At 71.9% G+C, this 25,161-nt stretch carries 18 protein-coding genes and 1 tRNA gene; 6 read left to right on the forward strand and 13 right to left on the reverse strand.

All coding sequences use genetic code 11. The annotated features are described in order from the left end of the window. Nucleotides 1–12: 12 nt before the first annotated feature. The 10 genes from secA to AC0VXQ_RS07070 all read right to left on the reverse strand — a co-directional run bounded on the left by secA (nt 13) and on the right by AC0VXQ_RS07070 (nt 13,136). The gene (gene secA / locus AC0VXQ_RS07025) at nt 13–2,811 is read right to left on the reverse strand and encodes a preprotein translocase subunit SecA (RefSeq protein WP_475528103.1); all 2,799 of its coding nucleotides are present in this window, start codon (nt 2,809–2,811) and stop codon (nt 13–15) included. A gap of 259 nt (nt 2,812–3,070) precedes the next feature. Next, complete coding sequence (hpf, locus tag AC0VXQ_RS07030) at nt 3,071–3,766, reverse strand: ribosome hibernation-promoting factor, HPF/YfiA family (protein WP_475528105.1); 696 nt, start codon at nt 3,764–3,766, stop codon at nt 3,071–3,073. Nucleotides 3,767–3,953: 187 nt separating this feature from the next. Further along, on the reverse strand, nt 3,954–4,778 hold the full coding sequence (locus tag AC0VXQ_RS07035) for a ComF family protein (RefSeq protein WP_058731374.1): 825 nt from the start codon (nt 4,776–4,778) through the stop codon (nt 3,954–3,956). A gap of 88 nt (nt 4,779–4,866) precedes the next feature. Beyond that, on the reverse strand, nt 4,867–6,573 hold the full coding sequence (locus AC0VXQ_RS07040; protein WP_100463053.1) for an LpqB family beta-propeller domain-containing protein: 1,707 nt from the start codon (nt 6,571–6,573) through the stop codon (nt 4,867–4,869). Beyond that, nucleotides 6,570–8,318 carry an MtrAB system histidine kinase MtrB gene (gene mtrB, locus AC0VXQ_RS07045; RefSeq protein ID WP_358294174.1) on the reverse strand — a complete coding sequence of 583 codons (1,749 nt, stop codon included), beginning with the start codon at nt 8,316–8,318 and terminating at the stop codon, nt 6,570–6,572. The genes AC0VXQ_RS07040 and mtrB overlap by 4 nt, the downstream gene beginning before the upstream one ends. 14 nt (nt 8,319–8,332) lie before the next feature. Then, nucleotides 8,333–9,022, reverse strand: coding sequence for an MtrAB system response regulator MtrA (gene mtrA / locus AC0VXQ_RS07050; protein WP_100463056.1), 690 nt, complete (start codon nt 9,020–9,022; stop codon nt 8,333–8,335). Between the two features lie 196 nt (nt 9,023–9,218). Next, nucleotides 9,219–10,289, reverse strand: coding sequence for a hypothetical protein (locus AC0VXQ_RS07055; protein WP_133566068.1), 1,071 nt, complete (start codon nt 10,287–10,289; stop codon nt 9,219–9,221). After that, entirely contained in the window at nt 10,282–10,674 is a 393-nt protein-coding gene (locus AC0VXQ_RS07060) for a chorismate mutase (RefSeq protein WP_058731379.1), read from the reverse strand. The genes AC0VXQ_RS07055 and AC0VXQ_RS07060 overlap by 8 nt, the downstream gene beginning before the upstream one ends. A 10-nt stretch (nt 10,675–10,684) precedes the next feature. Next, nucleotides 10,685–11,872: a tRNA 2-thiouridine(34) synthase MnmA gene (gene mnmA, locus AC0VXQ_RS07065; protein ID WP_100463059.1), complete on the reverse strand. Its 1,188-nt coding sequence runs from the start codon at nt 11,870–11,872 to the stop codon at nt 10,685–10,687. 58 nt (nt 11,873–11,930) lie between these two features. Then, a complete protein-coding gene (locus AC0VXQ_RS07070) occupies nt 11,931–13,136 on the reverse strand; it encodes a cysteine desulfurase family protein (protein ID WP_100463061.1) in 1,206 nt (401 codons plus the stop codon). Between the two features lie 184 nt (nt 13,137–13,320). Between AC0VXQ_RS07070 and AC0VXQ_RS07075 the strand changes: the two genes are divergently transcribed. Beyond that, a complete protein-coding gene (locus AC0VXQ_RS07075) occupies nt 13,321–13,785 on the forward strand; it encodes a tRNA (cytidine(34)-2'-O)-methyltransferase (protein WP_058731382.1) in 465 nt (154 codons plus the stop codon). A 144-nt stretch (nt 13,786–13,929) separates the two neighbouring features. On the opposite strand, the gene AC0VXQ_RS07080 is transcribed toward AC0VXQ_RS07075, so the two are convergent. Further along, nucleotides 13,930–15,576 (reverse strand): S1C family serine protease, encoded by a 1,647-nt coding sequence (locus AC0VXQ_RS07080; RefSeq protein ID WP_100463064.1) that lies wholly within the window; start codon nt 15,574–15,576, stop codon nt 13,930–13,932. Nucleotides 15,577–15,794: 218 nt separating this feature from the next. On the opposite strand from AC0VXQ_RS07080, the gene AC0VXQ_RS07085 reads away from it, so the two are divergent. From AC0VXQ_RS07085 to AC0VXQ_RS07105, 5 genes are all read left to right on the forward strand, one after another. Next, entirely contained in the window at nt 15,795–17,882 is a 2,088-nt protein-coding gene (locus tag AC0VXQ_RS07085) for a TPM domain-containing protein (protein ID WP_475528115.1), read from the forward strand. A 133-nt stretch (nt 17,883–18,015) separates the two neighbouring features. Further along, nucleotides 18,016–18,732 carry a PspA/IM30 family protein gene (locus tag AC0VXQ_RS07090; RefSeq protein ID WP_058731570.1) on the forward strand — a complete coding sequence of 239 codons (717 nt, stop codon included), beginning with the start codon at nt 18,016–18,018 and terminating at the stop codon, nt 18,730–18,732. 79 nt (nt 18,733–18,811) lie between these two features. Further along, nucleotides 18,812–19,759 carry an ABC transporter ATP-binding protein gene (locus tag AC0VXQ_RS07095; RefSeq protein ID WP_131797951.1) on the forward strand — a complete coding sequence of 316 codons (948 nt, stop codon included), beginning with the start codon at nt 18,812–18,814 and terminating at the stop codon, nt 19,757–19,759. After that, nucleotides 19,756–20,643 carry an ABC transporter permease gene (locus AC0VXQ_RS07100; RefSeq protein ID WP_058731569.1) on the forward strand — a complete coding sequence of 296 codons (888 nt, stop codon included), beginning with the start codon at nt 19,756–19,758 and terminating at the stop codon, nt 20,641–20,643. Before AC0VXQ_RS07095 ends, AC0VXQ_RS07100 begins: the two co-directional genes overlap by 4 nt. Continuing rightward, on the forward strand, nt 20,640–21,551 hold the full coding sequence (locus tag AC0VXQ_RS07105; protein WP_081046320.1) for an ABC transporter permease: 912 nt from the start codon (nt 20,640–20,642) through the stop codon (nt 21,549–21,551). The genes AC0VXQ_RS07100 and AC0VXQ_RS07105 overlap by 4 nt, the downstream gene beginning before the upstream one ends. A 188-nt stretch (nt 21,552–21,739) precedes the next feature. Here AC0VXQ_RS07105 and AC0VXQ_RS07110 read toward each other — a convergent pair. Both AC0VXQ_RS07110 and AC0VXQ_RS07115 read right to left on the reverse strand, forming a co-directional pair. Continuing rightward, nucleotides 21,740–21,813 (reverse strand) — tRNA-Met (locus tag AC0VXQ_RS07110). A 162-nt stretch (nt 21,814–21,975) separates the two neighbouring features. Beyond that, nucleotides 21,976–24,957, reverse strand: a complete 2,982-nt coding sequence (locus tag AC0VXQ_RS07115; RefSeq protein WP_475529405.1) for a UPF0182 family membrane protein — start codon at nt 24,955–24,957, stop codon at nt 21,976–21,978. Between the last annotated feature and the right edge of the window lie 204 nt (nt 24,958–25,161).

The following is a 25,161-nucleotide window of genomic DNA, read 5'->3' on the forward strand; positions in this document are numbered from 1 at the left end:
GGCCTCCGGCACTCACCGGCGTCGTGTGGAGCGTGCCGAACCGCGGCGGGCCCGGCGGGCCGCGCGGTTGCCGGTCGGCTGGCCCTCGCTGGCCTCCCCGTCGGCGGATCCGGCAGACCCGGAGGCATCCGCCCCGGCACCGGCGCCCTCCGACGCGGCGCGGTCGGCACCCGCAGCCTTGCCCGCCTGCTCCTCGGCAGAGCTCTCGCCGGTCGCCTCGACGCGGCTGAGCTGCTCCCCGGACTCCCCCGGGGCGGTGAAGCGCAGGAACTTCGGCTGCTGCGGCACCTCTAAGGCCTGGGAGGACATGCGCGTGCGCTGCTTGGACAGGTCCAGCTTGAACAGGTAGGCGACGGTCTCCTCGCGGATCGCGCCCATCATCTCCTGGAACATCGCGTAGCCCTCGCGCTGGTACTCCACCAGGGGGTCGCGCTGGGCCATCGCCCGCAGCCCGATGCCCTCCTTGAGGTAGTCCATCTCGTACAGGTGCTCGGGCCAGTGCCGCCCGATCACCGAGAGCACGACGCGCCGCTCGATGGTGCGCATCGTCTCCGAGCCGACCTGCTCCTCGCGCTGCTCGTAGATCACGCGGGCATCGGAGAGCACCTCGTCGATGATCATCTGCTGGGTGATCTTCCCGCGCCCACCGGCGGCCTCCTCGAGGTCCGCGACGGTGATGCTGATCGGGTAGATCCCGGCCAGCAGCTCCCACAGCTGCTCCAGATCCCAGTCCTCGGCGTGGCCATGGGAGGTCTTGTCCTCGATCGCGGAGGTCAGCACCTCGGTGACGAACTTCTGGATGTTCTCCGCGATGTCGTCGTCCTCGAGGATCCGGGCCCGATCGGCGTACATGGCCTCGCGCTGGCGGTTCAGGACGTCGTCGTACTTGAGGATGTTCTTGCGCTGTTCGGCGTTGCGCGCCTCCACCTGGTTCTGCGCCGATGCGATCACCCGGGAGACGATCCGGTGCTCCAGGGCGGTGTCGTCCGGGGCACCCGCCATCAGTCGGGCAGCCGCCGCGCCGTTGAACAGGCGCATCAGGTCATCCGAGAGGGACAGGTAGAACCGGGATTCCCCCGGGTCCCCCTGGCGCCCGGAGCGTCCGCGCAGCTGGTTGTCGATGCGCCGGGACTCGTGCCGCTCCGTGCCCAGCACGTACAGCCCCCCGAGCTCCTTGACCTCCTCGTGCTCCTTCTTCGTGGCCTCCTCGCAGGCGGCCAGGACCTCGGGCCACTTCGCCTCGTACTCCTCGGGCTTCTCGGCCGGATCCAGACCGAGCTCGGCCATCCTCTCCACGGCGTCGAACTCGGCGTTGCCGCCGAGCATGATGTCGGTGCCGCGCCCGGCCATGTTGGTCGCCACGGTCACCGCGCCCTTGCGCCCGGCCTGGGCGACGATGGCGGCCTCCCGGGCGTGGTTCTTGGCGTTGAGCACCTCGTGGCGCACGCCCTGCTTGGCCAGCAGCTTGGAGAGGTACTCGGACTTCTCCACGGAGGTGGTGCCCACCAGCACGGGCTGGCCCTTCTCGTGGCGCTTCGCGATGTCCTTGACCACTGCGGCGAACTTGGCGACCTCGTTCTTGTAGACCAGGTCCGGCTGGTCGATCCGCTGCAGCGGCTTGTTCGGGTCGATCACGGCGATGCCGAGGTCGTAGGTGTTCACGAACTCGGCCGCCTCGGTCTCGGCGGTGCCGGTCATCCCGGAGAGCTTGTCGTAGAGGCGGAAGTAGTTCTGCAGGGTCACGGTGGCCATGGTCTGGTTCTCCGCCTTGACCTCCACCTTCTCCTTGGCCTCGATGGACTGATGCACGCCCTCGTTGTAGCGGCGCCCGGGCAGGATGCGCCCGGTGTGCTCGTCGACGATGAGCACCTCGCCCTTGAGCACCACGTAGTCCTTGTTGTTCGCGAACAGCTCCTTGGCCTTGATCGCGTTGTTGAGGAACCCGATCAGGGGGGTGTTCTCCGACTCGTAGAGGTTGTCGATGCCGAGGTGGTCCTCGACCTTCTCGATGCCGGGCTCCAGCACGCCCACGGTCTTCTTCTTCTCATCGACCTCGTAGTCGCGGTCGCGCACCAGGTCGCGGGCGACCCGGGCGAACTCCCCGTACCAGCGGTTGGCCTCCCCCGCGGCAGGACCGGAGATGATCAGCGGGGTCCGGGCCTCATCGATGAGGATCGAGTCGACCTCGTCGACGATGGCGAAGTGGTGTCCGCGCTGCACCCGCTCGTCCACGGACCAGGCCATGTTGTCGCGCAGGTAGTCGAAGCCGAACTCGTTGTTGGTGCCGTAGGTGATGTCCGCGGCGTACTGCTTGCGTCGCTGCTCGGGGGTCTGCTGGGAGAGGATGACCCCCGGCTCCATGCCCAGGAAGCGGTACACCCGCCCCATCAGGTTGGCCTGGTATTCGGCGAGGTAGTCGTTGACGGTGACCACGTGCACGCCCTTGCCGGTCAGGGCGTTGAGATAGGCCGGCAACGTGGCCACCAGGGTCTTGCCCTCGCCGGTCTTCATCTCGGCGATGTTGCCCAGGTGCAGGGCGGCCCCGCCCATCAGCTGCACGTCGTAGTGGCGCTGGCCGAGGGTGCGGGCGGAGGCCTCGCGCACCGCGGCGAAGGCCTCGGGCAGCAGTCGATCCAGCTGCTCGCCGTCCTCCAGACGGGCCTTGAACGCGTCGGTCTCGGCACGCAGCTCGGCGTCCGTGTAGGCCTTGAAATCCTCTTCGAGGGAGTTGATCGCCTCGGCGTAGACCCGCAGCTTCTTGAGCAGCCGCTTGTCTCCGGTGCGAAGGATCTTTTCCAGGAAGGATGCCACGAGCGATGAACTCCTAGTCACGACGGCGGATGAGGGCGCCGGGAGGCACCCGTGCGGCGGGCGCTCGCCCGCAGTCCCGGGTCCGTGCGCGGCGTCGGCCGCCGCGGGGCGGGTGTGCCGGGCGGACCCATCAGCGCAGTCTACGCGATGCGCCGCACCGCGTCCGGTTCTCGCGCATGGGAATCCGCTGGGAGCGCGCGAACGGGGCCCGGGGAGGCGCCAGCCGCACCCCGGGCCCCGCCAACACGGTGACGGGTCCTCAGGAGGCCTGGTAGACCCGAGTCTCGGTGGTGCCCTCCTCGGGCGTGTCCTCCCCGAGGGTGATGACCCCATAGGTCCAGCCCTTGCGACGGTAGACGGCGGCCGGGCGGCCCAGCTCCTCGTCGATGAACAGGTAGAAGTCGTGGCCGACCAGCTCCATCCGGTCCACGGCCTGGTCCACGCTCAGCTGCTCCGCCGGGAAGGTCTTGCGCCGGATCTGCACCGGGGAGATCTCCGCGGTCAGCGGGTAGTCCTGGTCGAAGGCCGCCTCCTCCAAGGGGACCTCCTCGGCGGAAGCCTCCTCCGCGGGCAGCTCGATGCGGGCCTGCTGCTGCCCCGCCTCGATCACGGGCAGGGCGCCGGTGGCCTCGGAGACCGACTGGGGGCGGGCATGCCCGCGGCGGATCTTGCGCCGGTCACGGGCGCGGCGCAGGCGCTCCAGCAGCTTGCCGTAGGCATCGTCGAACACGGCGAACTTGTCCGCGCCGGTGGCCTCGGCCCGCAGCACCGGGCCGGGCCCGTGCACGGTGATCTCGACGGTGATGGACTGGGGCCCGCTGCCGACCTTCGCGACCTTCACGTCGATGGATTCCACCCGGTCGTTGAGCTTCTCGAACTTCTCGACCTTCTCCTCGACGTATTCGCGCATGCGCTCGGGGACCTTGACGTTGCGGCCGTAGACGGTGAGTTCCACGATGACCTCCCTGAGGGAAGAGGCGGGGTGCGGTCGGCCTGCCAGGGGCCGTCACGCCGGACCCGACAAGGGCCGCCGCACGAGGAGCGGATCTGACCGACTCCCTGTCCCCACCCTACCCGGGCGACGTCGGGCAGGTCACACCATGACGCCGCGAGATCCACCGCCCCGAGCCGCAGGAGGCGCCTCAATCGGGCAGACGGACCGCCGCGACGACGGCCGCCCCGAGCACCACGCCCCCGGCCTCGAGGATCGCCCGGCGGGCTTCCTCCAGGCTGGCCCCGGTGGTCAGCACGTCGTCGACCAGCACGCAGCGGGCACCGTCCAGCCGCACCGAGAAGCCGCACCAGGACCACGGCGGGCTGACGGCGGCGACCATGGAGTGATGGACCCGGGCCCGACGCTGCCCGGCCCCCAGACCCTTCTGCCCGCCGCGGGCGGCACCCCATGCGAGCTTCCCCGGGAGCCGCCCCCGACGGCGCAGGCACGGGACCAGTCGCAGGCGCACCCCGTCGGGACCGCCGCCGCGCCGCAGCTCGGCCAGCGCACCCCGCGCGAGGGCCTGTGCCGGGACGAAGCCGCGGCGGCGGAACGCCGCGGCGGAGGAGGGCACGGGCACGATCAGGACCTCGCGCGTTCCCGGCGCATCCGCCAGGGCCTCGGCCAGGGTCGCGGCCAGCGCCCGGGCCAGGGCCCGGGCGAGCACCGGCTGGGCGTCCGTGCGCCCGCCGTTCTTCCACGCCAGCAGCAGCCGTGCGGCCTCGTGGCGGTAGGCCCCGGCGGCCGCACAGGGCAGCGCATCCGGCCACCGCGGGGCCCAGGCCGCGGCATCGCACGGACGGGCCGTGAACCGGTGGAACAGCGCCGAGCACACCGGACACAGTCCCCGGATCCCCACGCCGCAGCAGGCGCAGGAGCGGGGCAGCAGCGCCTCCAGCGTCTGCCCGACCCAGTCCCCCGCCCGCAGGGCCCAGGCATCCAGGCGGCGCGAGACCGCAGCGTCATCGTCCATGCACCGAGACTGTGCCGCATCGACGCACCCCGGACAAGCCCTGCCGGCTCGCCTGTGGATGACCCCGCGGATCCCACCGGGGGCGGGCTCAGCCGGGGTAGGCCAGGTCTCGCACCGCCGTCTCGACGCGGGACCACGAGGCGCCGGAGAGACGATAGACGTCGGAGGAGGTCTGGGCGTAGACGCTCTGCACCCCGTCCCCGCCGCTGATCGCCTCGATCCCGGACAGCCCGTCCAGCTGATCCGAGCGGCCGGTCAGGTGCATGACCTCCACCCCGTCTCCGGCCGTGTCGGCGATGACCGCGGCCGAATCCGAGATCCACCGGGCTTGGGCGGGGTGCACCGTCGTGGAGACCCGCAGCGGATCGAGCAGGCGGGTGGGCGCCCCATTCTCCTCTCGCACGACGCCGGCCACCCACAGCCGGGCGGCAGAACCCTCCCCTGTGACCACCAGGGCCCGGGTGCCGTCCCGGGAGATCCGCAGGGAGGAGACGCTCTGACCCCGCAGCCAGTCGGCGGTGACGGTGCGCGGCTGCTGCTCATCCCGATCCCCCAGCACCGCGTGCACGGTGCCGTCGGCGGAGGCGGTCCAGACCCACCGTCGGAAGTCGATGCTGGGGCGGGTCAGCCGCCCCGGCAGGTCCAGGTCCAGGGCAGTGCCGTTCTTGGCGCGCACCCCGAGGTGGCCGCGGTTCTCATCCAGGTAGGCGTAGACCGAGCGGCTCGGATCCGTCCCCGGCTGGCGCGGTGCGCTCAGCGGCGCCTGCAGGTCGGAGATGGCGCGGACCTGGTCCGGCGCGTAGGAGACCAGCTCGTCCTCGCGCACCCCCACCTGCTGCTCGCCGACCTGGGGATCCTTCTGGGGCTCGCGGTAGTCGGAGACCTGGCCGACGTCGATCTTCTTGTCGTCGATGCTGATCGCCGCGTCCGAGATCGCCGTGATCCCGGAGAGGGTCTGGCGCAGCTGGGAGTGCATCCGCTCCAGGGTCAGCTGCCCGGCCTTCGAGATCTCACCTCCGGTCAGCCCCACCTGGGCCACACCCCCATCGACCGGCACCGAGGCTCGCTGCAGGGAGGTCCCCGCCGGGATCGGGGAGACCACGGCCCCGGTCAGGTAGGGGGCGGGACCCTGCAGCAGAACCCGCACCAGGGAGGTCGCCACGGTGGGCCGGCTGACGAACCAGCGGATGTCGGGCACCGCGTAGGTGTAGGTGGGGTCGTAGAAGTAGAGGGAGAAGGAGCGGAACAGCCGCTCGAACTGCGTGCGCGTCAGGGCCGTGCCGTTCGGGATGCTGCTGATCCGCCACTGCCCGTCCACCCGGGTGAAGCCCACGTGCAGGGTGCGGGTGTCCGGCTCGTCATAGGAGGTCGCGATGCCGCGGTCATCCACATGGGTGGCCACCGGGATCTCGGCTCGGAGCCGGTCCTGACCGCCGTCGCCCTCCACGGTGATCCCGTCCCGATACACCCAGGTCTCGTCCTCCGGGGACCAGCTGGCCGCCAGGTCCCGGGTCAGGAAGGAGCGTGCTACGGCGTAGTCGTCCTCCACGCCGGTGCCTGCTTCGAAGAAGCCGCGCAGGATCTGCTCCGGATCGTCTCCCTCTCGGGGCCCGGCGGGACTGTAGGCCGGGGTCGGGGTGGCGCTGGAGGTCTCGCCTTCCGCGTAGTGGTAGACCTGCCCGTCCGTGGGGATGCGGCCGCAGGCGGTCAGTCCCAGGATCAGGGCCAGCAGGGCCAGCAGGATCCTCCGGACACGCGGACGGCGTCCTGTCGGGATCGGGCGGGCGGTGATCATGCTCGGTCCTCCGTTCCGGGGTCGACGGGGCTGGAGTCGACGGGGCTGGAGTCGACGGGGCTGGGATCGTGAGCGGCCCCGCTCGCGGCGTCGGCCTGCGCATCTGCTGGGTCCGCCGTAGCCGACGGCGCAGGGTCCGGGATCCCATCCGGGGGCAGGCCCAGCGGGGAGTCGCCGGCCGTCTCGCCCTGGTGCAGCGGCAGGGTGAGGCGGAAGCAGGCGCCCTGACCCGGCTCTCCCCAGGCTTCCAGCCGGCCGCCGTGCAGGCGCACGTCCTCGGCCGCGATGGACAGCCCCAGTCCGGTGCCGCCCAGCGTGCGCTTGCGCGAGGGGTCGGCCCGCCAGAAGCGGTCGAAGACCCGCTGGGACTGCTCCGCGGTCATTCCGATGCCGTGGTCGCGCACCGCCACGGCGGCGTCGTGGGTCCCGGCGGCCAGCCAGATGTCCAGGGGCCGGCCCTCGGAGTGCTCGATCGCGTTGACCAGGAGGTTGCGCAGCACCCGCTCGATCCGCCGGGGATCCATCTGCACCGCGCAGCGCAGCTGCTCCCCGTGCAGGCGCACCGTCAGACCGGCGCGGTCCAGGTGCGGGCGCACGGATTCGATGGTGTCCTCCACGAGATCGGCCAGGTCCACCGTGGACACGTCCAGGGTCGCGGAGCCTGCGTCGAAGCGGGAGATCTCCAGCAGATCAGCCAGGAGGGATTCGAAGCGGTCCACCTGGTGGTACATCAGCTCGGTAGAGCGCTGGAAGGACGGCTCCATCCGCTCGCGCCCGTCGTAGAGTAGCTCCGCGGCCATCTTCACGGTCGTCAGCGGGGTGCGCAGCTCGTGGGAGACGTCGGAGACGAAGCGCTGCTGCATCTTGGACAGGGTCTCCAGCTGCTCGATCTGGTGCTGGATGGAGTCGGCCATCTCGTTGAACGACGCGCCGAGCACGGCCGCCTCGTTCTCCCCGCGGATGACGACGCGATCGTCCAGGTCCCCGTCGGCCAGACGCTCGGCGGCCGCCGCGGTCTGGGAGATGGGGCGGATCACGGAGCGGGTCACCCACCAGACGATCGTGGCGACGAAGACCAGCAGGATCGCGAAGCCCACGGTGATGACGAACTGGATGTAGTCCAGGGTCTGCTGGGAGGAGGAGAGGTCGTAGACCAGGTACAGCGCATACCGATCCCCCTGGTTCAGGTGCACCGTGGACCCGACGATCAGCACCGGCACCGGGGTGCCGTGCTCATCCACCGGCAGCGAGGCGGACTTCCAGAACACCCCGTCGCCTCCGGTGACCTCCTCCTGCAGGTCCTGCGGCACGCTGGAGGGGCTCATCCACCGGTTCTGCGCCTGGGCGCCCACACCGGCCTGATCCGAGCCTGCGCCGACGGGGATGAGGATCCATTGGCGCTTGGCGTCGGCCCCGTGGGTCTCGAGGATGGTCAGGGAGCTCTGGATGAGCTTCTGGATCTCCGCCTGGCTGGAAGCGTCCGAGCTGTTGAGGATGCCCTGCACATCGGAGAAGCCCTTGGAGGACTCCTCCAGCGCCTGGCTCTGCGACTCCCGGAACAGGCTGCTGGCGATCTGCGTGGACAGGAAGGAGCCGGCGAACAGGAAGGCGAGCAGGGACAGGGAGGTGGCCACCACGACCGCGGAGAACTGCAGGGAGGTGCGCCAGCGCTGGCGCAGGGCGCGCCAGAGTGCGGGCACGACGCCGAGGACGCGGCGCAGCGGGCGGGTGAGGTGACGGGCCATGGGGCGGGCGGCGGCTAGCGGCGGACCTGGTGGGCGTTGGCTTTGTAGCCCACCCCGCGCACGGTCTGGATCAGCTCCGGATTCTCCGGGTCCTTCTCGATCTTGGCGCGCAGACGCTGGATGTGGACATTGACCAGGCGGCGGTCGGCATCGGAGTCCATGCCCCAGATCCGATCCAGGAGCGTGTCCCGGGAGAGCACCTGCCCGGGCTCCTGGGCGAGGTTGACCAGCAGGTCGAACTCCAGGGGGGTCAGGCGCACGGTCTGCCCCTCGCGGGTCACGGCGCGTCCGGCCAGGTCCACGTGCAGGTCCCCGATCTCCAGGCGGTCCGCGGACCGGGTTTCCCCGATGCGCAGCCGGGTGCGGATGCGGGCCAGCAGCTCGGCCGGTTTGAAGGGCTTGGCGATGTAGTCATCGGCGCCTGCCTCCAGCCCCCGCACCACGTCCTCGGTGTCGGACTTGGCGGTGAGCATGATGATCGGCACATCCGAGGTCTCCCGGATCTTCTCGCACACCTGGATCCCGGTCATCCCGGGCAGCATGAGATCCAGCAGGATCAGGTCCGGGTCGTAGCTTTCGAAGGCGGAGACGGCGCGGCCCCCGGTCTCGCAGAAGGTCGGCTCGAAGCCCTCGTTGGACAGCACGATCCCGACCATCTCGGCCAGAGCCTCGTCGTCGTCGACCACCAGAATCCGCGCTTTCACTCGCGCCCCTTTCCCGCTCGATGCCGCTGTCGCCTCCCGGCCGCGGCCTGGCCCGGTTCCGCGGCGCACGGGAGCACTCCAACCCTACGTGATCCGCAGGGCTGACTCGGTACGATGCCGTGCCGAGACCGCTGCGGCGACGGCGCTCAGATGACGGCATGCGATAGCGACGCGAGAACCGCTGGCTGCGGAGGGCCTACGCGGCGTCCTCGGCGGCCAGCTCCGCCAGGATCTGCGCGGTGCGCGCCCCCACGCCCAGCAGCGACGCGACCCGTTCCGGGGCCACGGGATCCAGATCCGCCCGCTCCTCCAGCGCGATCCCCCGCAGGTGCTCCTGCCCCAGGCCCAGGCTGCGCCAGGTGCGCCACAGGGCTGCGGCCTCGCGCCCCGGGTCCGGCAGCCGTCCCCGGGTGTCCGGACCGGTGAGCACCCCCAGGCGCAGACCGAGACCGGTATCGTGCGCGGCGGCCGCGGCTTCCCAGTCCCGCGGGTCGGTGCTCGCCGGACGCACGGCCACCGCATCGAATTCCGCCCGCAGGTCCGGATCGGGTATGGGCCCGCCCTGATCGAGGATCGTGCCCAGGCCCAGCGACCGGGCCGCCAGGGCCAGCTCGCTCAGGGCCGCGCGGGCCTCCCCGCGGGGCACGGCGCGCAGGGTGCGCAGACCGGAGGCGGTGGGCACCCGGCCCGCCAGCACCTGCTCGGCGCGGAGCTCGCGCACCCGCAGGACCAGGTCCTCCCCCTCCACCGCGGTGCGCAGGGCCCGGACGTACTCGGCCAGACCGGCCCGCTGGGCCTCCCGCAGATCCCGGCGCGCCCCGTGATCGGCCAGGACGGCCCGCCCCTCCCCGAGGTGCAGCTCCGCGGCCAGGCTCAGCGGCCCGATGAGGTCCACCACGGTGGTGCCGCGGTGCCCGGCGGATTCCGCGCCGATCGCGTCGGCCAGTGCCTGCACATCCGAGCTCAGCCGCGCAGCGGCGGTGCGGGCCTCCCGGCCCGGGCTCTCCCGCAGCCGCCACCCGGCAGCCTGCAGGTCAGCGGACAGGCCGCCCAGGGTGGCCACCGTGCGCGCCAGGCGGGTTCCGGCCCAGCCGGTCTCCGGCAGCACGGGCAGCGCCCCCTGGTGCGGGTCACCCAGCTCCCCGCGCAGCATCCGCAGGGACTCGGGCATGTCGGTGCCCGGCAGGGATCCCCGGGTGCCCGCGCTCAGCCGCGCCGCGCCCAGCCGAGGCAGCGGGTCGGTCTCGGTCGGACCGGGTTCAGTCATTCCGGGCGCGCTCCTTCTCGTGCTGCTCCGCGATGCGCTCGTGGTGGCGGATCACCTCGCTGACGATGAAGCTCAGGAACTTCTCGGCGAAGGCCGGGTCCAGGTGGGAGTCCTCGGCCAGGGCCCGCAGGCGCCGGATCTGGGCGGCCTCCCGGTCCGGGTCCCCCGGAGGCAGGCGATGCTCGGCCTTCAGATGCCCCACCCGCTGGGTCGCGCGGAAGCGCTCGGCGAGCAGGTGGATCAGGGCGGCGTCGATGTTGTCGATCGTGCCGCGCATGGCCAGCAGCTCCTCGAAGACCTCGGGATCGATGTCGCTCAGGGAGCTGGCCCGCTCGTCGAAGGCGGGGGCGGCGGGGGTCTCGTCCTCGGTGTGGTGCGCGTTCATGCAGGGCAGTCTACGGGGCCGGAACCACGTCGGGCCGGTCCAGGGAGTAGGCGCGGTGGATCGTCGCCTGACCCAGCACCCGGGTGCCCTGGTAGATCACCAGGGTCTGCCCGGGGGCCACCCCGCGCAGCGGGCCGCGCAGGCGCACCACCAGCTGCACGGCCGTGCGCCCGTCCACCTCGGCCTCGCGCAGCCGGGCCGTGGCCGGCACCGGATCCGCGTGGGCGCGCACCTGCGCCATGACCTCGAAGGCCTCGGAGGCCTCCGGGGCCTCCCCGCGCGCACGGGCCTGCAGGAAGGCCTGCGCCTCGGGCACGGGGCGTCCGGCCCAGCTCTGCCGGATCCCGAGGATCTCCTCCACGGCCAGCATCTCCTTCGGCCCGACGACGACCTCGTTGGTCTTCGGGTGGATCTCCAGGACGAAGCGGGGCTTCCCGTCCGGGGCGGGCCGCCCGATCGCCAGGCCCTTGCGCTGGCCCACGGTGAAGGCCCGCGCCCCACGGTGGGTGCCCAGCACCTGCCCGGAGGTGTCCTTGATCGGCCCTTCCTGCAGGTCGATGCGCTCCTCGAGCCAGCCGCGGGTGTCCCCGTCGGGGATGAAGCAGATGTCGTGGGAATCGGCCTTCTTCGCGATCGCGAAGCCGCGCTCGGCGGCCTCGGCGCGCACCTCGGCCTTGGTGGGGGTCTCGGCCAGGGGGAACATCGCGTGCTCCAGCTGGGCCTCGGTGAGCACGCCGAGCACGTAGGACTGGTCCTTGGCCCAGTCCGCGGCCCGGTGCAGCTCGGGGCGTCCGTCGGGATCGCGCACGATCCTGGCGTAGTGCCCGGTGCACACGGCGTCGAATCCCAGCGCGAGAGCCTTCTCCAGCAGGGCCGCGAACTTGATCTTCTCGTTGCAGCGCATGCAGGGGTTGGGGGTGCGTCCGGCGGCGTACTCGCCGATGAAGTCATCCACCACGTCCTGCTTGAACCGCTCGGAGAAGTCCCAGACATAGAAGGGGATGCCGAGCTTGTCGCAGATGCGCCGGGCGTCCATCGAGTCCTCGATGGTGCAGCACCCGCGCGAGCCGGTGCGCAAGGTCCCGGGCATCCGGGACAGGGCCAGGTGCACCCCGACGACGTCGTGCCCGGCATCCACCGCGCGCGCGGCCGCCACCGCGGAGTCCACTCCCCCGCTCATCGCCGCCAGGACCTTCATGCTCCGCTCCTCCTCATGCTCGTCCGTCCGTTCCGCTGCCTATCTCTCAGACCCGGCCTCACCAGGCGCCACCCGGGACATGATCGGCCATCCCGGCGGCACTGGCCTGCCGATACGCCTGGGGCAGGGCCTCCAGGAGGGCCCGCACGTCCTGCTCGGTGCTGGTGCGGCCCAGGGTGAACCGCTGGGCCCCGCGCGCCTCGGCCTCCGTCAGGCCCATGGCCAGCAGGACCTCGGAGGGGCGGGGGACCCCGGCGTTGCACGCGGAGCCCGTGGAGGTGCGCACCCCGGCCATGTCCAGCAGGAACAGCAGGGAGTCCCCCTCGCAGCCGGGGAAGGTGAACAGGGCGTTGCCGGGCAGGCGGGAGTCCGCCCCGAGGTCCGCGGGTCCGCGCAGCACGGCCTGCGGGACGCGCTCGCGCACCCCGGCCACCAGGCGATCGCGCAGGCCGCGGATCCTCGCGGCCTCGGCCTCCAGATCCGCCAGCCCGGCCGCGGCGGCCCCGAAGCCCGCGGCACCGGGGGCATCCACCGTCCCCGAGCGCACGCCCCGCTCCTGCCCGCCGCCGTGGATCAGGGCCTGCAGCGGCGCGGTGCGCACGGCCACCAGGGCCCCGACACCGAAGGGCGCACCGATCTTGTGCCCGGAGACCGCCATGGTGGTCGCGCCCGAAGCGTGGAAGTCCACGGGCAGGCTGCCGTAGGCCTGCACGGCGTCGGTGTGGAAGGGCACGCCCGCCTCGGCGGCGATCTGCGCGAGCTCGGCGACGGGCTGGATGGTGCCGACCTCGCTGTTGGCCCACATCACCGCGACCAGCGCGTGCTGTCCCGGGTGGGCGGCCAGGGCCTCGCGCAGGGTCTGCGGGTGGACCCGACCCTCGGCGTCGACCTCCAGCCAGTCCAGTGCGGCACCCTGGTGCTCGGCCAGCCATTCCACGGTCTCGCGCACCGCCTGGTGCTCCACCGCGGAGACCGCGATGCGGGTGCGGCGGGGGTCCTGCTCGCGCCGGGCCCAGTACATGCCCTTGACGGCGAGGTTGTCGGCCTCCGTGCCGCCGCCGGTGAGGATGACCTCGGCCGGATCCGCCCCGAGGCTGGCGGCGATCTGCTCCCGCGCGGTCTCCACGGCGGAGCGGGCCGATCGCCCGGCCCCGTGCAGGGCGGAGGCGTTGCCGCCGGCGCGCAGCTGGGCGAGCATGGCCTCCAGGGCGCGCGGGTCCACAGGCGTGGTGGCGGCGTGGTCGAGGTAGGCCTCCCGGACCATGGCGGGCTCCTTCCCGGCGGATGCGGCGTGTGCGGCGGGTGCCGTGGATGCGGCTGGTGCGGTGGATGCGACGGATGCTTCGGCGACGCCGGGGGCGCCGCGGCGGACACCCCATGCTACGCGCGCCGTGCGCGTCCCGGGCAAGAGCCCTGCGTCACCGGGCGGGGGCCTAGACTGTGGGACCGTGTTCGACATCCTCTTCCACACCCCGGAGATCCCCGGCAACACCGGCAACGCGATCCGCCTGGCCGCGGTGACCGGGGCGCACCTGCACCTGGTGGAGCCGCTGGGCTTCGACCTCTCGGATGCGCACCTGCGCCGCGCCGGCCTGGACTACCACGACCTCGCGGTGATGACGGTGCACCCGGACCTGGATTCCGCGTGGGCGGTGCTGGCCGGGCGCCGGATCTTCGCCTTCTCCACCACGGCCCGGGTCAGCTACGCGGACATCGCCTATGAGGAGGGGGATGTGCTGATGTTCGGTCGGGAGTCCGTGGGCCTGCCGCGGCAGGTGCAGGAGGATCCGCACGTCACCGAGCGGGTGCGCATCCCCATGCTGCCCGGGCGCCGCTCCCTGAACCTGGCCAACTCCGCCTCCATCGCGATCTACGAGGCCTGGCGCCAGCACGACTTCGGCGGGGTGCTCTAGCGCCCAGCCCCGCGGTCCCGCACCCCTCGGGGTGGCTTCACACGGGGTCGCCCGCGCAGGGTTCGGCCGCGCACGCGAGACGACGCCGCGCCGGCCCCGGAAGGATCGGGGTCGGCGCGGCGTCGTCGACGCGGTTCAGCCGCCTCAGCGACCGGAGGAGGAGCTGTCCGAGGCGCTGCCCAGGGTGACCTCCGCGGTCTTCTCGCTGCCGTTGCGCTGGTACTTCACCGTGACCTTCTGCCCGGCCGCGGCCTCGCGCACGCTGGCGGTCAGGGATTCGGCGTCGGTGATCTGGCGCCCGTCCAGCTCGGTGATGACGTCGCCGGTGGACAGCCCCGCCTGCTGGGCCGGGCCGTCGGAGCTCAGCCGCTTGATGACGGCGCCGTCGCTGAAGGTCTGGGACTTGTCCCCATCCGCGGGGCTGGAGGCCACCGAGGCCCCCAGCAGCCCGTGGGTCGCGTGCCCGTCGTCGATGATCTCCTGGGCCACCCGCTTGGCGTAGTCCACGGGGATGGAGAAGCCGACGCCGATGTTGCCGGTGGAGCCGCTGGATTCGGAGCCGCTGCTGGACCCGGCCGAGGCGATCGCCACGTTGATGCCGATGACCTCGCCGTCCTTGTTGACCAGGGCCCCGCCGGAGTTGCCGGGGTTGATCGCGGCGTCGGTCTGCAGCACCGCCAGGGAGATCGTGGAGTTGGACTGGGTGGTCTGGGTGCGCCCGTTCTTATCCGGGAACTGGAACTGGAAGGGCGAGCCCTGGGAGGAGTCCTCGGTGTCCCCGCCCTCAGGGGCCGCGGAGGAGGCCACGGAGATCGTGCGGTTGAGGTTGGAGACGATGCCGTCCGTGACGGTGCCGCTCAGGCCCAGCGGGGAGCCGATGGCCACGGCCGTGTCCCCGACGTTGAGCTTGCTGGAGTCGCCCAGGGTGGCCGGGGTGAGGTCCAGGCCGTTCGCGTCGATCTTCAGCACGGCCAGATCCGAGGTGGGATCCGTGCCCACCACCTGGGCGGAGCGCACGGAGCCGTCGGACAGCTGCACCTCGGCGGTCGCGTTCGCGGTGGCCCCGTCCAGGGTGACCACGTGGGTGTTGGTGAGGATGTGGCCCTGTTTGTCCAGGATCACCCCGGAGCCGGTGCCGGACTCCCCGCTGCCGGTGACGGCGATGGTCACCACGGAGGGCGAGGCCTTCTGCGCCGCGGCGGTGACCTCGTTGACCGAGCTGTGGTCGTTGACGATGGTCGTGCCGCCGCTGCCGGAGGAGGAGCTCGTGGAGGCGGAGTTCGCCTCGATCAGCCCCGTGGTCCCTGCAGCAGCACCCCCGCCGATCAGCGCGGCCACCGCCATCCCGGCGATCAGGGTGCCGGCGCCGAACCGGCGGCGATCCCGCCGCGGTGAGGCGGGCTGGTAGATGGGCTGGCCCGCGGTGCCCCAGCCGCCGTCGCCGCCGCCGTATCCGCCCTCGCCGTAGCCGTATCCGTAGGCCGCGGTCTGGGTGGCCTGGGTGGGCTGCTCGGCGGTGGCGGCCGCCTGCTCCTGGGTCCTCGCCCCGGAGGCCTGCCCGGCCCAGGTGGGGTAGGCCGCGGTGCTCTCCTGCGCAGTGCCCTCCTGCCCGGAGCCTGCCGGGCGGGTGCCTTCCTGTGCGGTGCCTGCGGGGCGGGTGCCCTCGATGCGCTGGGCGCCGGCGTCGGCGCCGATCGGGCGGGTGGACGGCTCCTGTTCGGCCCACGGGTGGGGCCGGGTCCGGTCCTCGTGACCGTCGGGCTGGTGGGGGTCCTGGGGCGGGGTGGTCATCCTCGAGCCTTTCATGCCGGGTCCTGCTGATGGGGGGCGGTGCGACCGCGCCGGTGCGCACGGCGCCCCGATGCTCGCTTCCACTGTGCTCCGCTCGGCTGTGCCCCCTGTGTGCGGATTCTGGACGTTTCCTGATCGTCACCTTGCCGCGTCGGCCTCGTCTGCGCCGACGGTGGACAACCCGTGATCCCCGCGCCGCCGTGGCCTAGTCTGGTGCCATGGAGCATCCAACCCGCCCCACCGCCGAGAGCCGAGGACGCCACCGGTCCGCCCTGCTGGTGCTGGCCGCCGTCGGCGCGAGCACCGCGCTCGGCGCCGCGCCCGCTCTGGCGCAGGCCCCGATGGATGTCTCCCCCGGACAGCGCGTGGTCGACGAAGCCGGGGTCCTGGGCTCAACCCAGACGCTGGATTCATCGATCGACCGGCTGGCCGAGGACCAGCACCTGACCCTCTACGTCATCACGGTGGATGAGTTCACCGACCCCTCCGGTGCCGATGCCTGGGTGAGCCGCTTCTCCGAGCTGAACGACCTCGGCGCCACCGACGCCGTGCTGGTCATCGCCACCCAGGCCCGCCAGGCCAAGTTCGAGGCCAGCTCCTCGGGCCCGATCACCCAGGAGCAGCAGCAGCGGATCTACCAGGATCGGATCTTCCCGAAGCTGCGCGACACCGACTGGACGGGTGCCGCCGAAGCCGCGGTGGACGGGATGCGCGAAGCCGCGCAGTCCTCGCGCACCTCCAGCGGCGGGGGCGGCGGCAGCCAGGGACTGATCAGCGGCGGCTGGCTGCTGGCCGCCGGCGGCGCGGGGGCCGTGGGTGTGTGGGCGTGGCGGCGGCGGCGTCGGCGCGCCAACGGAACGAGCGCCGGCACCCCCGGCACGCCGTCTCAGGCCGCGGGTGCCCCCGGTGCCGCCCGGGTCCCGGGCGCTGCCCCCGCGGATCCGCTGGACGCGATGGACCTCGCGCAGCTGCGCGCCGAGGCCGGGCCCCTGCTGGTGGCCGCGGACGACGCCGTCGCCCGCAGCGCCGAGGAGCTGGAGTTCGCCCGCGCCCAGTACGGCGACGAGGCTGTGCGACCCTTCGAGACCGCCCTCGCCCAGGCCCGGGAGAGCCTGACCCGCAGCTTCCAGCTGCAGCAGCAGCTGGACGACGACATCCCCGACACAGAGCAGCAGCAGCGCTCCTGGCTCACCGAGATCATCCGCGGGTGCCGCGCCGCCCAGGCGAGCCTGACGGCCAAGCAGGAGGAGTTCGCCCGGCTGCGCCGACTGGAGGACTCCCCCGCCGAGGCGATCTCCGCGGCCGGGAGCGGCGTCGAGCAGGAGCGCGCCCGGCTGGAGCGCACCCGCCCGAGGATCCGCGAGCTGACCGGACGGTTCGCCGTCGGCGCGGTGGAGCCGATCCTGGACTCCCTGGACGAGGCCGAGCGGCGGCTGGAGCTGGCCGCGGAGACCGTGGGTCAGGCCCGCACCCACCTGGAGGCCGGGGAGGTCTCCGCCGCCGCGCTCGCGGTGCGCGGCGCGGAGGAGGCCACCGGGCAGGTCCGCTCCGTGATCGCCGCGGCCGAGCGCTCGGCCGGCGAGCTGGAGCAGGCCCGGGCCTCCCTGGAGGAGGCGCTGGAGCAGGCCGAGGCCGACGTCGCCGAGGCGCAGGCCCTGCTGGGCCGGGGCGGCTACGCGGATCTGAGCGGGGCGGCGGCCCGCGTGCGCCAGGCGGTCTCCGCGATCCGCGCTGAGCTGGCCGCAGGCCCCGTGGATCCGCAGGCCCAGGCCCGGCGCCTGCGCGAGGCCCGCGTGCAGCTGGATGAGGGCCTGGCCAGCGTGCGCGATGCCCACGCCCGGGATCGCTCGGCCCGCCAGACCCTCGCCCACACCCTGATCTCCGCGCAGACGGCCGTCGCTGCGGCCACCGACTACGTGGCGGCCCGCCGCGGCGGCGTCGGCCAGCAGGCCCGCACCGCCCTGCACGAGGCGCAGCGGCACCTGGCCGAAGCGCAGCGGCTGCGCGACGCCGAACCCACCGCGGCCCTCACCGAGGCCAACCAGGCGCTGCTGCGGGCCCAGCAGGCCCAGTCCGGGGCTGATGCGGACGTGCGCAGCTTCCGCACCGGCCCCGGGGCCGGCGGATCGAACCGGAACTCCGCCCTGCTGGGCGGGCTGCTGCTGGGCACCCTGCTCGGCGGCGGGAACCACGGCGGCTTCGGCGGCGGTGGCTCGGGGGGCTTCGGCGGCGGCGGCTTCGGCGGCGGCGGCTTCGGCGGCGGCGGGGGCGGCTTCGGCTCCGGCGGGGCCGGAGGAAACTTCTGACACCAGCTCCTGAGCCGAGCTCCGGACCCGAAGGGACTCTCGACCGAGGACCCGCCGCGGAAAGCACCGGGGTTCCGCCCCACAGACCAGCACACAGAACACAGCCACCCACCACGACCAGGAGGAACATCCCATGGTGAAGCAGTCCATCTTCGGCCGGATCGCGCAGCTGGCGAAGGCCAACGTGAACGCGATGATCGACGCGGCCGAGGACCCGCAGAAGATGCTGGACCAGATGGTCCGGGACTACCGGAACAACATCGCCGAGGCGGAGCAGGCGGTGGCCCAGACCATCGGCAACCTGCGCCTGCTGGAGGAGGACCACGCCGAGGACCTGAAGGAGGCCCAGGAGTGGGGCCGCAAGGCCCTGGCCGCCTCCCAGACGGCGGACCGGCACCGGGAGCAGGGCGATGCCGCGAGCGCGGACAAGTTCGACGGCCTGGCGAAGATCGCGCTGCAGCGCCAGCTGGCCGCGGAGCAGGAGGCTCAGGCCGCCGAGCCGCAGATCGCCGCGCAGACGGAGGCGGTGGACAAGCTCAAGGACGGGCTGAACCGGATGCGCTCCAAGCTGGATGAGCTGACCCGCAAGAGGGATGAGCTCTCGGCCCGGCAGAAGTCCGCGGCCGCGCAGAACCAGGTCAACGACGCCCTCAAGGCCTTCGACGTCATGGACCCGACCAGCGAGGTCAGCCGCTTCGAGGAGAAGGTGCGCCGGGAGGAGGCCCGGGTGCGCGGGGCGCAGGAGCTGTCCGCTTCCTCCCTGGACGCGCAGTTCGAGTCCCTGGAGGATCTGTCCCGGGAGTCCGAGGTGGAGGCGCGCCTGGCCGCGCTGAAGAAGTCCCAGGGCTGAGCGGCGGGGCCGGCGTCGCGGCCGACGGCCTCCAGCGCGTGCCTCCGGGCGGGTGACGCCGGGATCATGGTCGGCTATGATGTGGATCATGCCTGCCCCCGCCCCTGCCGCCGTCGCCTCCGGTCTGACCAAGGCCTTCGGGCGGTTCACGGCGGTGGACGGCATCGACTTCCGGATCGAGGCCGGGGAGGCCTTCGGGCTGCTGGGCCCCAACGGGGCGGGCAAGTCCACGACCATGAAGATGCTCGGGGCCACCTCCCGGCGCACGGGCGGGCACCTGGAGGTGCTCGGCGCGGACCCGGACGTTCAGGGGCCCAGCATCCGGGCGCGCATCGGCGTCGTCCCGCAGGAGGACCGGCTGGACCTGGACCTGACGGTGGCCAAGAACATGGCCGTGTACGGCCGGTACTTCGGTCTGCCCCGCTGGTATCTGCGGGAGAAGATCCCCGAGCTGCTGGACTTCGCGCAGCTGACCGACAAGCGCGACGTGCGCGCCGATGACCTCTCCGGCGGGATGAAGCGGCGCCTGACCATCGCCCGGGCGCTGATCAACGAGCCCCGGCTGCTGATGCTGGATGAGCCGACCACGGGCCTGGATCCGCAGGCCCGGCACCTGCTGTGGGAGAAGCTGTTCCGACTGCGCGAGAGCGGGACCACCCTGCTGCTGACCACGCACTACATGGACGAGGCCGAGCAGCTGTGCGATCGGATCGTGGTGATCGACCACGGCCGGATCATGGCCGAAGGCTCCCCCGCCGCCCTGATCCGGGAGCACGTGAGCCGGGAGGTGCTGGAGCTGCGCCTGGATCGAATGGTCCTGGACGAGCAGGCCGCGCTGCTGCGCGAGCGCGGCGGGTTCCGGCGGGTCGAGCGGCTGCCGGACCGGCTGCTGATCCACGCCGAGGACGCCGATGCGGCCCTGACCCGCAGCCACGACCTCGGGGTCCCCGTGCGCTCCAGCCTGGTCCGGCGCGCCTCCCTGGAGGATGTGTTCCTGACCCTGACCGGACGGAGCCTGATCGAATGAAGGACGCCGTCGCGGATCCGCAGCCCACCGCGCAGTCGTACTCCCCGGCGGCCCGACGAGCCGGCCTGGACGATCCGCAGGTCGCGGCCCGACGCCGCCGCACCGCCTTCTGGGGGGTGACCGAGCACATGCTGTGGGTGTACTGGCGCTACCGGCTGACCCTGCTGACCTCCGCGCTGGGTGAGCCGGTCCTGTACCTGCTGGGCATGGGGCTGGGACTGGGCGCCCTGATCAGCCACGGCACGGGGGCGGACACCTACGGGGTGTCCTACGTGGTGTTCGTCGCCCCGGCCTTGCTGGTCTCGGCGGCCGTGATGGTGGGCGTGGAGGAATCCACCTACCAGGTGCTCGGCGGCACGCAGTGGGACGCCAAGACCTACTACACGATCTACCAGGCCGCCGTCTCCCCCGGGCAGCTGACCCTCGGGGTGCTGCTGGCGATCCAGGTGAGGGTCGCCGCGGTGGCGGGGCTGTACTGGATCGCGATGCTCGTCTTCGGGGTGCTCCCGCAGCCGGGCACGGGGCTGGCGATCCCGCTGGTCGCGATGCTCGGGGCCCTGGCCTTCGGGGCGCCGGTGGCCGGGTACTTCGCCGGTCTGGACCGGGAGGGCGGCAGATCCACCATGGTGCGCCGCTTCGTGCTGATGCCGCTGGTGCTGTTCTCCGGGGTGTACTACCCGCTGAGCGTGCTGCCGTGGGGCATCCAGTGGATCGGATGGATCTCCCCCGTGTGGCACGCCGCCGAGCTCTCCCGCGGACTGGCCTTCGGCCATGCCGAGCCGGCGTGGCTGGTGGCCGCGCACCTGCTGGTGCTCCTCGGACTGTCGGTCCTGGGGATCCTGTGGCTGCGCCGGTCCCTGACCCGGAAGCTGGAGGACCGATGAGCCGCCCGCCCGCCCACATCCCCGGCATACGCTCCCGCGCCGGTTCCCGCTCCCACGGTGCGACGTCGGCCCCCGCCCGGCCCGCAGCGGGAGCTCAGACGCTGCTGGCCCACCGGCGTCCGGCGCCCTTCGCCCAGACCGTCTACTCCGGCAACGCCCGCTCGGTCTTCGAGCACGGGCTGGCCACCTCCTACGGGTCCAACTGGCTGATCATGGTCTCCGGCGTGCTCGAGCCGATGCTGTACCTGCTGTCCATGGGCATCGGCGTCGGCGCCCTGGTGGGGGCGGTGCAGTACCAGGGGCAGGACCTGCCGTACCCGGCGTACATCGCCCCGGCCCTGCTGGCCACCTCCGCGATGAACGGGGCGATCTACGACTCCACGTGGAACGTGTTCTTCAAGCTGCGCTTCTCCAAGGTGTACCAGTCCATGCTGGCCACGCCGCTGGGGCCGCTGGACGTGGCCCTGGGCGAGATCTCCTCGGCCCTGTTCCGCGGGATGCTCTACTCCTGCGCCTTCATGGCGCTGATGAGCGTGCTGGGCTACAGCCTGGCCTGGACGGCGGTGCTGGCGATCCCGGCGTGCCTGCTGATCGCCTTCGGCTTCGCGGCCCTGGGCATGGCCGTGACCTCGTACTGTCGCACCTTCGTGCACATGGACTGGATCATGGTGGTGCTGCTGCCGATGTTCCTGCTTTCCGCGACCTTCTTCCCGATCACGGTGTACCCGCCGGCCCTGCAGTGGGTCATCATGGCGTTCCCGCTGTGGCATGCGGTGGAGATGGTGCGGATGCTCAGCACCGGGCTGCTCACCCCGGTCTTCGCGGTGCACGTCGGCTACTTCGCGGTGCTGGCCGGCGTCGGCATCGTGCTGGTGACCCGGCGGCTGAGTGCCCTGTTCCTGCGCTGACCCGGCCCGTCCCTCGGCCGCGGCCAGCCGCGGCACGGCCGGCTTTGGGAGGGGTTTCGGTGTGTGGGTGTGTCTTCGGGGCTCCCAAACGCCGAAACCCCTCCCAAACCGGCCGGGGGCGGGGCGAGGCCGCACATGCGACGAGGCCCGGTTCCTGGTGATCCAGGAACCGGGCCTCGTGCTTCTCGTTGCGGGGGCAAGATTTGAACTTGCGACCTCCGGGTTATGAGCCCGGCGAGCTACCGAACTGCTCCACCCCGCGGCGACCTGTTCAACTATACGGACCCGCCCCACCCTGCGCAACTCCGATCGGGCATCTGTGGCGCAGAACATAGAATGACGCCGCGGCCGCCCCTCCGCGAGGGAGGGTGCGTCCGCGGCGTCGGCCAATCACGCGGCCCGGACGATCAGCGCCCTGGCCGGCTCACCGGTCCGCCGAGGCGCTGGCGGACGGCGACGGGCTGGCCGAAGCCGTCGCGCCCTCGGCTTCCATGGCCTCGTCCAGGGCCTTCTGCAGGCGGTCCTGGGCCTCGCCGTACTTGGCCCAGTCGCCGTCCTTGCGGGCCTGGTCCGCGTCCTTCATGGCCTGGCTGGCCTTCTCCAGCGCGGAGCCCAGATCCCCGGAGGCGCTGCTCCCGGAGCCCTGCTGGCCGCTCTCGCCGTCCTGGGCGTCGGCCTCCTGGGCGTCCACCCCGGCGTCCTGGGTGGTCTGCGCTCCGGAATCGCCGCCGAACACCTGGTTCAGCGCCTCGTCGAGGGTCGGGGCGTAGCCGACCTTCTCGCCGAAGCCCACGAGCACGCGGCGCAGGGTCGGGTAGGCGGAATCCCCGCTGGACTGCACGTAGACGGGCTGGACGTAGAGGATGCCGTCACCGACGGGCAGGGTCAGCAGGTTGCCCTTGACCACCCGGGAGCCGCCCTGGCTGAGCAGGTTCAGCTCGGAGGAGACCTCGGTGTCCGAGTTGAAGTTGTTCTGCGCCTGACCGGGACCGGGCACCACGGAGGAGCGCGGCAGCTCCAGCAGCCGCAGCTTCCCGTAGTCCGGAGAGCGCTCCCCGTCCTTGCCGGTGCCGGCATCCCCGTTGGCCGCCAGATACCCGTACATCACGTTGCGGGTCGAGCTGTCCGACTGCTGCGGGATGAAGGAGCTGGTCAGGGAGAAGGAGGCCTTGTCCTCCCCCGGCATCTGCAGGGAGAGGTAGTACGGGGGCAGCTCCGTGTCCGAATCCGTCGTGGGGTCGTTCGGGACCTTCCAGACGTCGTCCCCGGCGTAGAAGCTGTTGGCATCCGTCACGTGGTAGCGGTTCAGCAGCTCCCGCTGCACCTTGAACAGGTCCTCCGGGTAGCGCACGTGCGCCATCAGGGCCGCGGACATGTCCTTGTAGGACTTCACGGTGTTCGGGAAGACCTTCTGCCAGGACTTCAGCACCGGGTCGTCCTCGTCCCACGCGTACAGCTGCACCGAGCCGTCGTAGGCGTTCACGGTGGCCTTGACCGAGTTGCGGATGTAGTTGACCTTCTCATCCGGCAGGGCCTGGGCCTGCCCGTTCTGGGTGCGCGAGTCCTGCGTGGCGCTGCCCAGGGAGGTGGGCGCGGAGTACGGGTAGGAGGACGACGTCGTGTACGCGTCCACGATCCACTGCACCTTGCCGTCGATGATCGCCGGGTACGGGTTGCCGTCCACCGTCAGGTACGGGGCGACCTTGCGCACCCGCTCGGCCGGGTCCCGGTCGTAGAGGATCTGGGACTCCGGGCGCACCCCGTCGGAGAGCAGCAGGTCGGAGGACTGGTACTTGATGGAGTAGGCCAGGCGGTTGAACCAGTTGCCGACGTTGGGCCCGCCGTTCCCGCTGAAGGTGGTCTTGGCGTCGTTGGAGTCGGAGTCGTCCGTGGTCTGCGGGCGGTCCAGCTCCAGGTGCTCGTCGCCTTCCGAGCCGCCGACGATCGAGTACTCGGGGGAGGACTGGCCGAAGTAGATCCGCGGCTCGTAGTTCTCCGAGATCTCGCCGGTGGCGTTGATGCCGGACTGCATGAACTTGGGCTTGCCGTCGGCCTCCACCTGGTTGCCGTAGGCGGCGACGACGCCGTAGCCGTGGGTGTAGACCACGTGCTGGTTGTACCAGCCCTGGTCCTGGTTCTGCCCCGGGTTCAGCTCGCGCGCGGAGATCACGGTGTCCTGGGTGGTGCCGTCGATGTCGTAGCGGTCCACGGACAGGGTCTTGCCGAACTGGTAGTAGGGACGGAACTGCTGCAGCTGGGCGAAGGCGGAGGAGACCACGTTCGGGTCCAGCAGGCGGATGTTGGAGATGGACTGCGAGTCGTTGCGCAGCGCGCCCTTCGCGGAGTCCACCGTGGCGTCGTAGTTGGTGGATTCCAGGTCCGAGAGCCCGTAGGCGTCCCGGGTCATGTCGATGTTGCGCTGGATGTACGGGTTCTCCATGGACTGCTCGGTGGGCTGGACCTGGAACCGCTGCACGATCCACGGGTACAGCCCGCCGGCCACGAGGGAGACCACCAGCAGCATCGCGGTGCCGATCATCGGCAGGCGCCACCGGCCCACCACCGCGCCTACGATGCACATCACCGCGACCAGCACGGCCGCGATGGCCAGGATCGCCTTGGTGGGGATCACGGCGTTGACGTCGGTGTACATCGCTCCGGTCCAGTCCCCGGAGTCGTTCTGCAGCGTCGCGTAGCGGCCCAGCCAGAAGTTCGCGCCCACGACCAGGAGGATCGCGGCGGCTGTGATGCCCATCTGCACGGTGAAGGCGCGCGAGACCCGCAGGCCCCGCTCCCCCACCGAGATCCCGCCGTACAGGTAGTGCACGACCAGCGCGGCCAGGCCCGCGAAGATCAGGGTGGTCAGCACGAAGCCGGTGACCAGGCGCAGGAACGGCAGGGTGAACATGAAGAAGGACAGGTCCAGGCCGAACTGCGGATCGGTGCGCCCGGAGGGCTCCTGGGCGAAGAACAGCACGACGGTGTCCCAGCGGGTGAGGAACGTGGCCGCGCCGAACAGCCCGATGACCAGGGGCACCGCGATCAGCAGCACCCGGCGCATCGGCTCCAGGGCCTGCTGGTAGCGGGCCATGTTCTGTTCGAAGGCCGCGCGCAGATCCGCCATCGGATCCTGTCCGGCCCCCTCCCGGCGGGCCTGCTCCCGGGCGGGGTCGCGCCCGGCCCGCGAGCGCCCGGCGGCCGGACGCGCGGGACGGTGGCGCCAGGCCAGGCGCATGCTCAGCCACACGACGAAGGCCATGAGCACCGCGGCGGCGAGGAAGACCCCGACCTTGATGCCGTTCTCCCGCAGGAACACGGTGAGGTAGCCGACCTGGTCGTACCAGAGCACCTCGGTGTACACCTGGGTCGCGGCCACGAAGGCGATGATCAGGGCGATGACGATGATCGCGGTGATGATCAGGGGCCGACGCCGCGAGGAGGCGGGGCCGCGCGCGGCACGGTCGGGGCGGGAGGATCCTCCCGCATCGGGCTGGTGGGGTCCTTGGCTAACGGATGTCCTCGAGGTCGCAGGCGGTGGATGCGTCCCCCCGCCGCCCCGGGGCCGATCACCCGCGTTGCCGAGGCGGCTGCGCGGGTGCTCCCGATGCGG

The sequence above is a fragment of the Rothia sp. QJM3NY_36 genome (assembly GCF_056173115.1).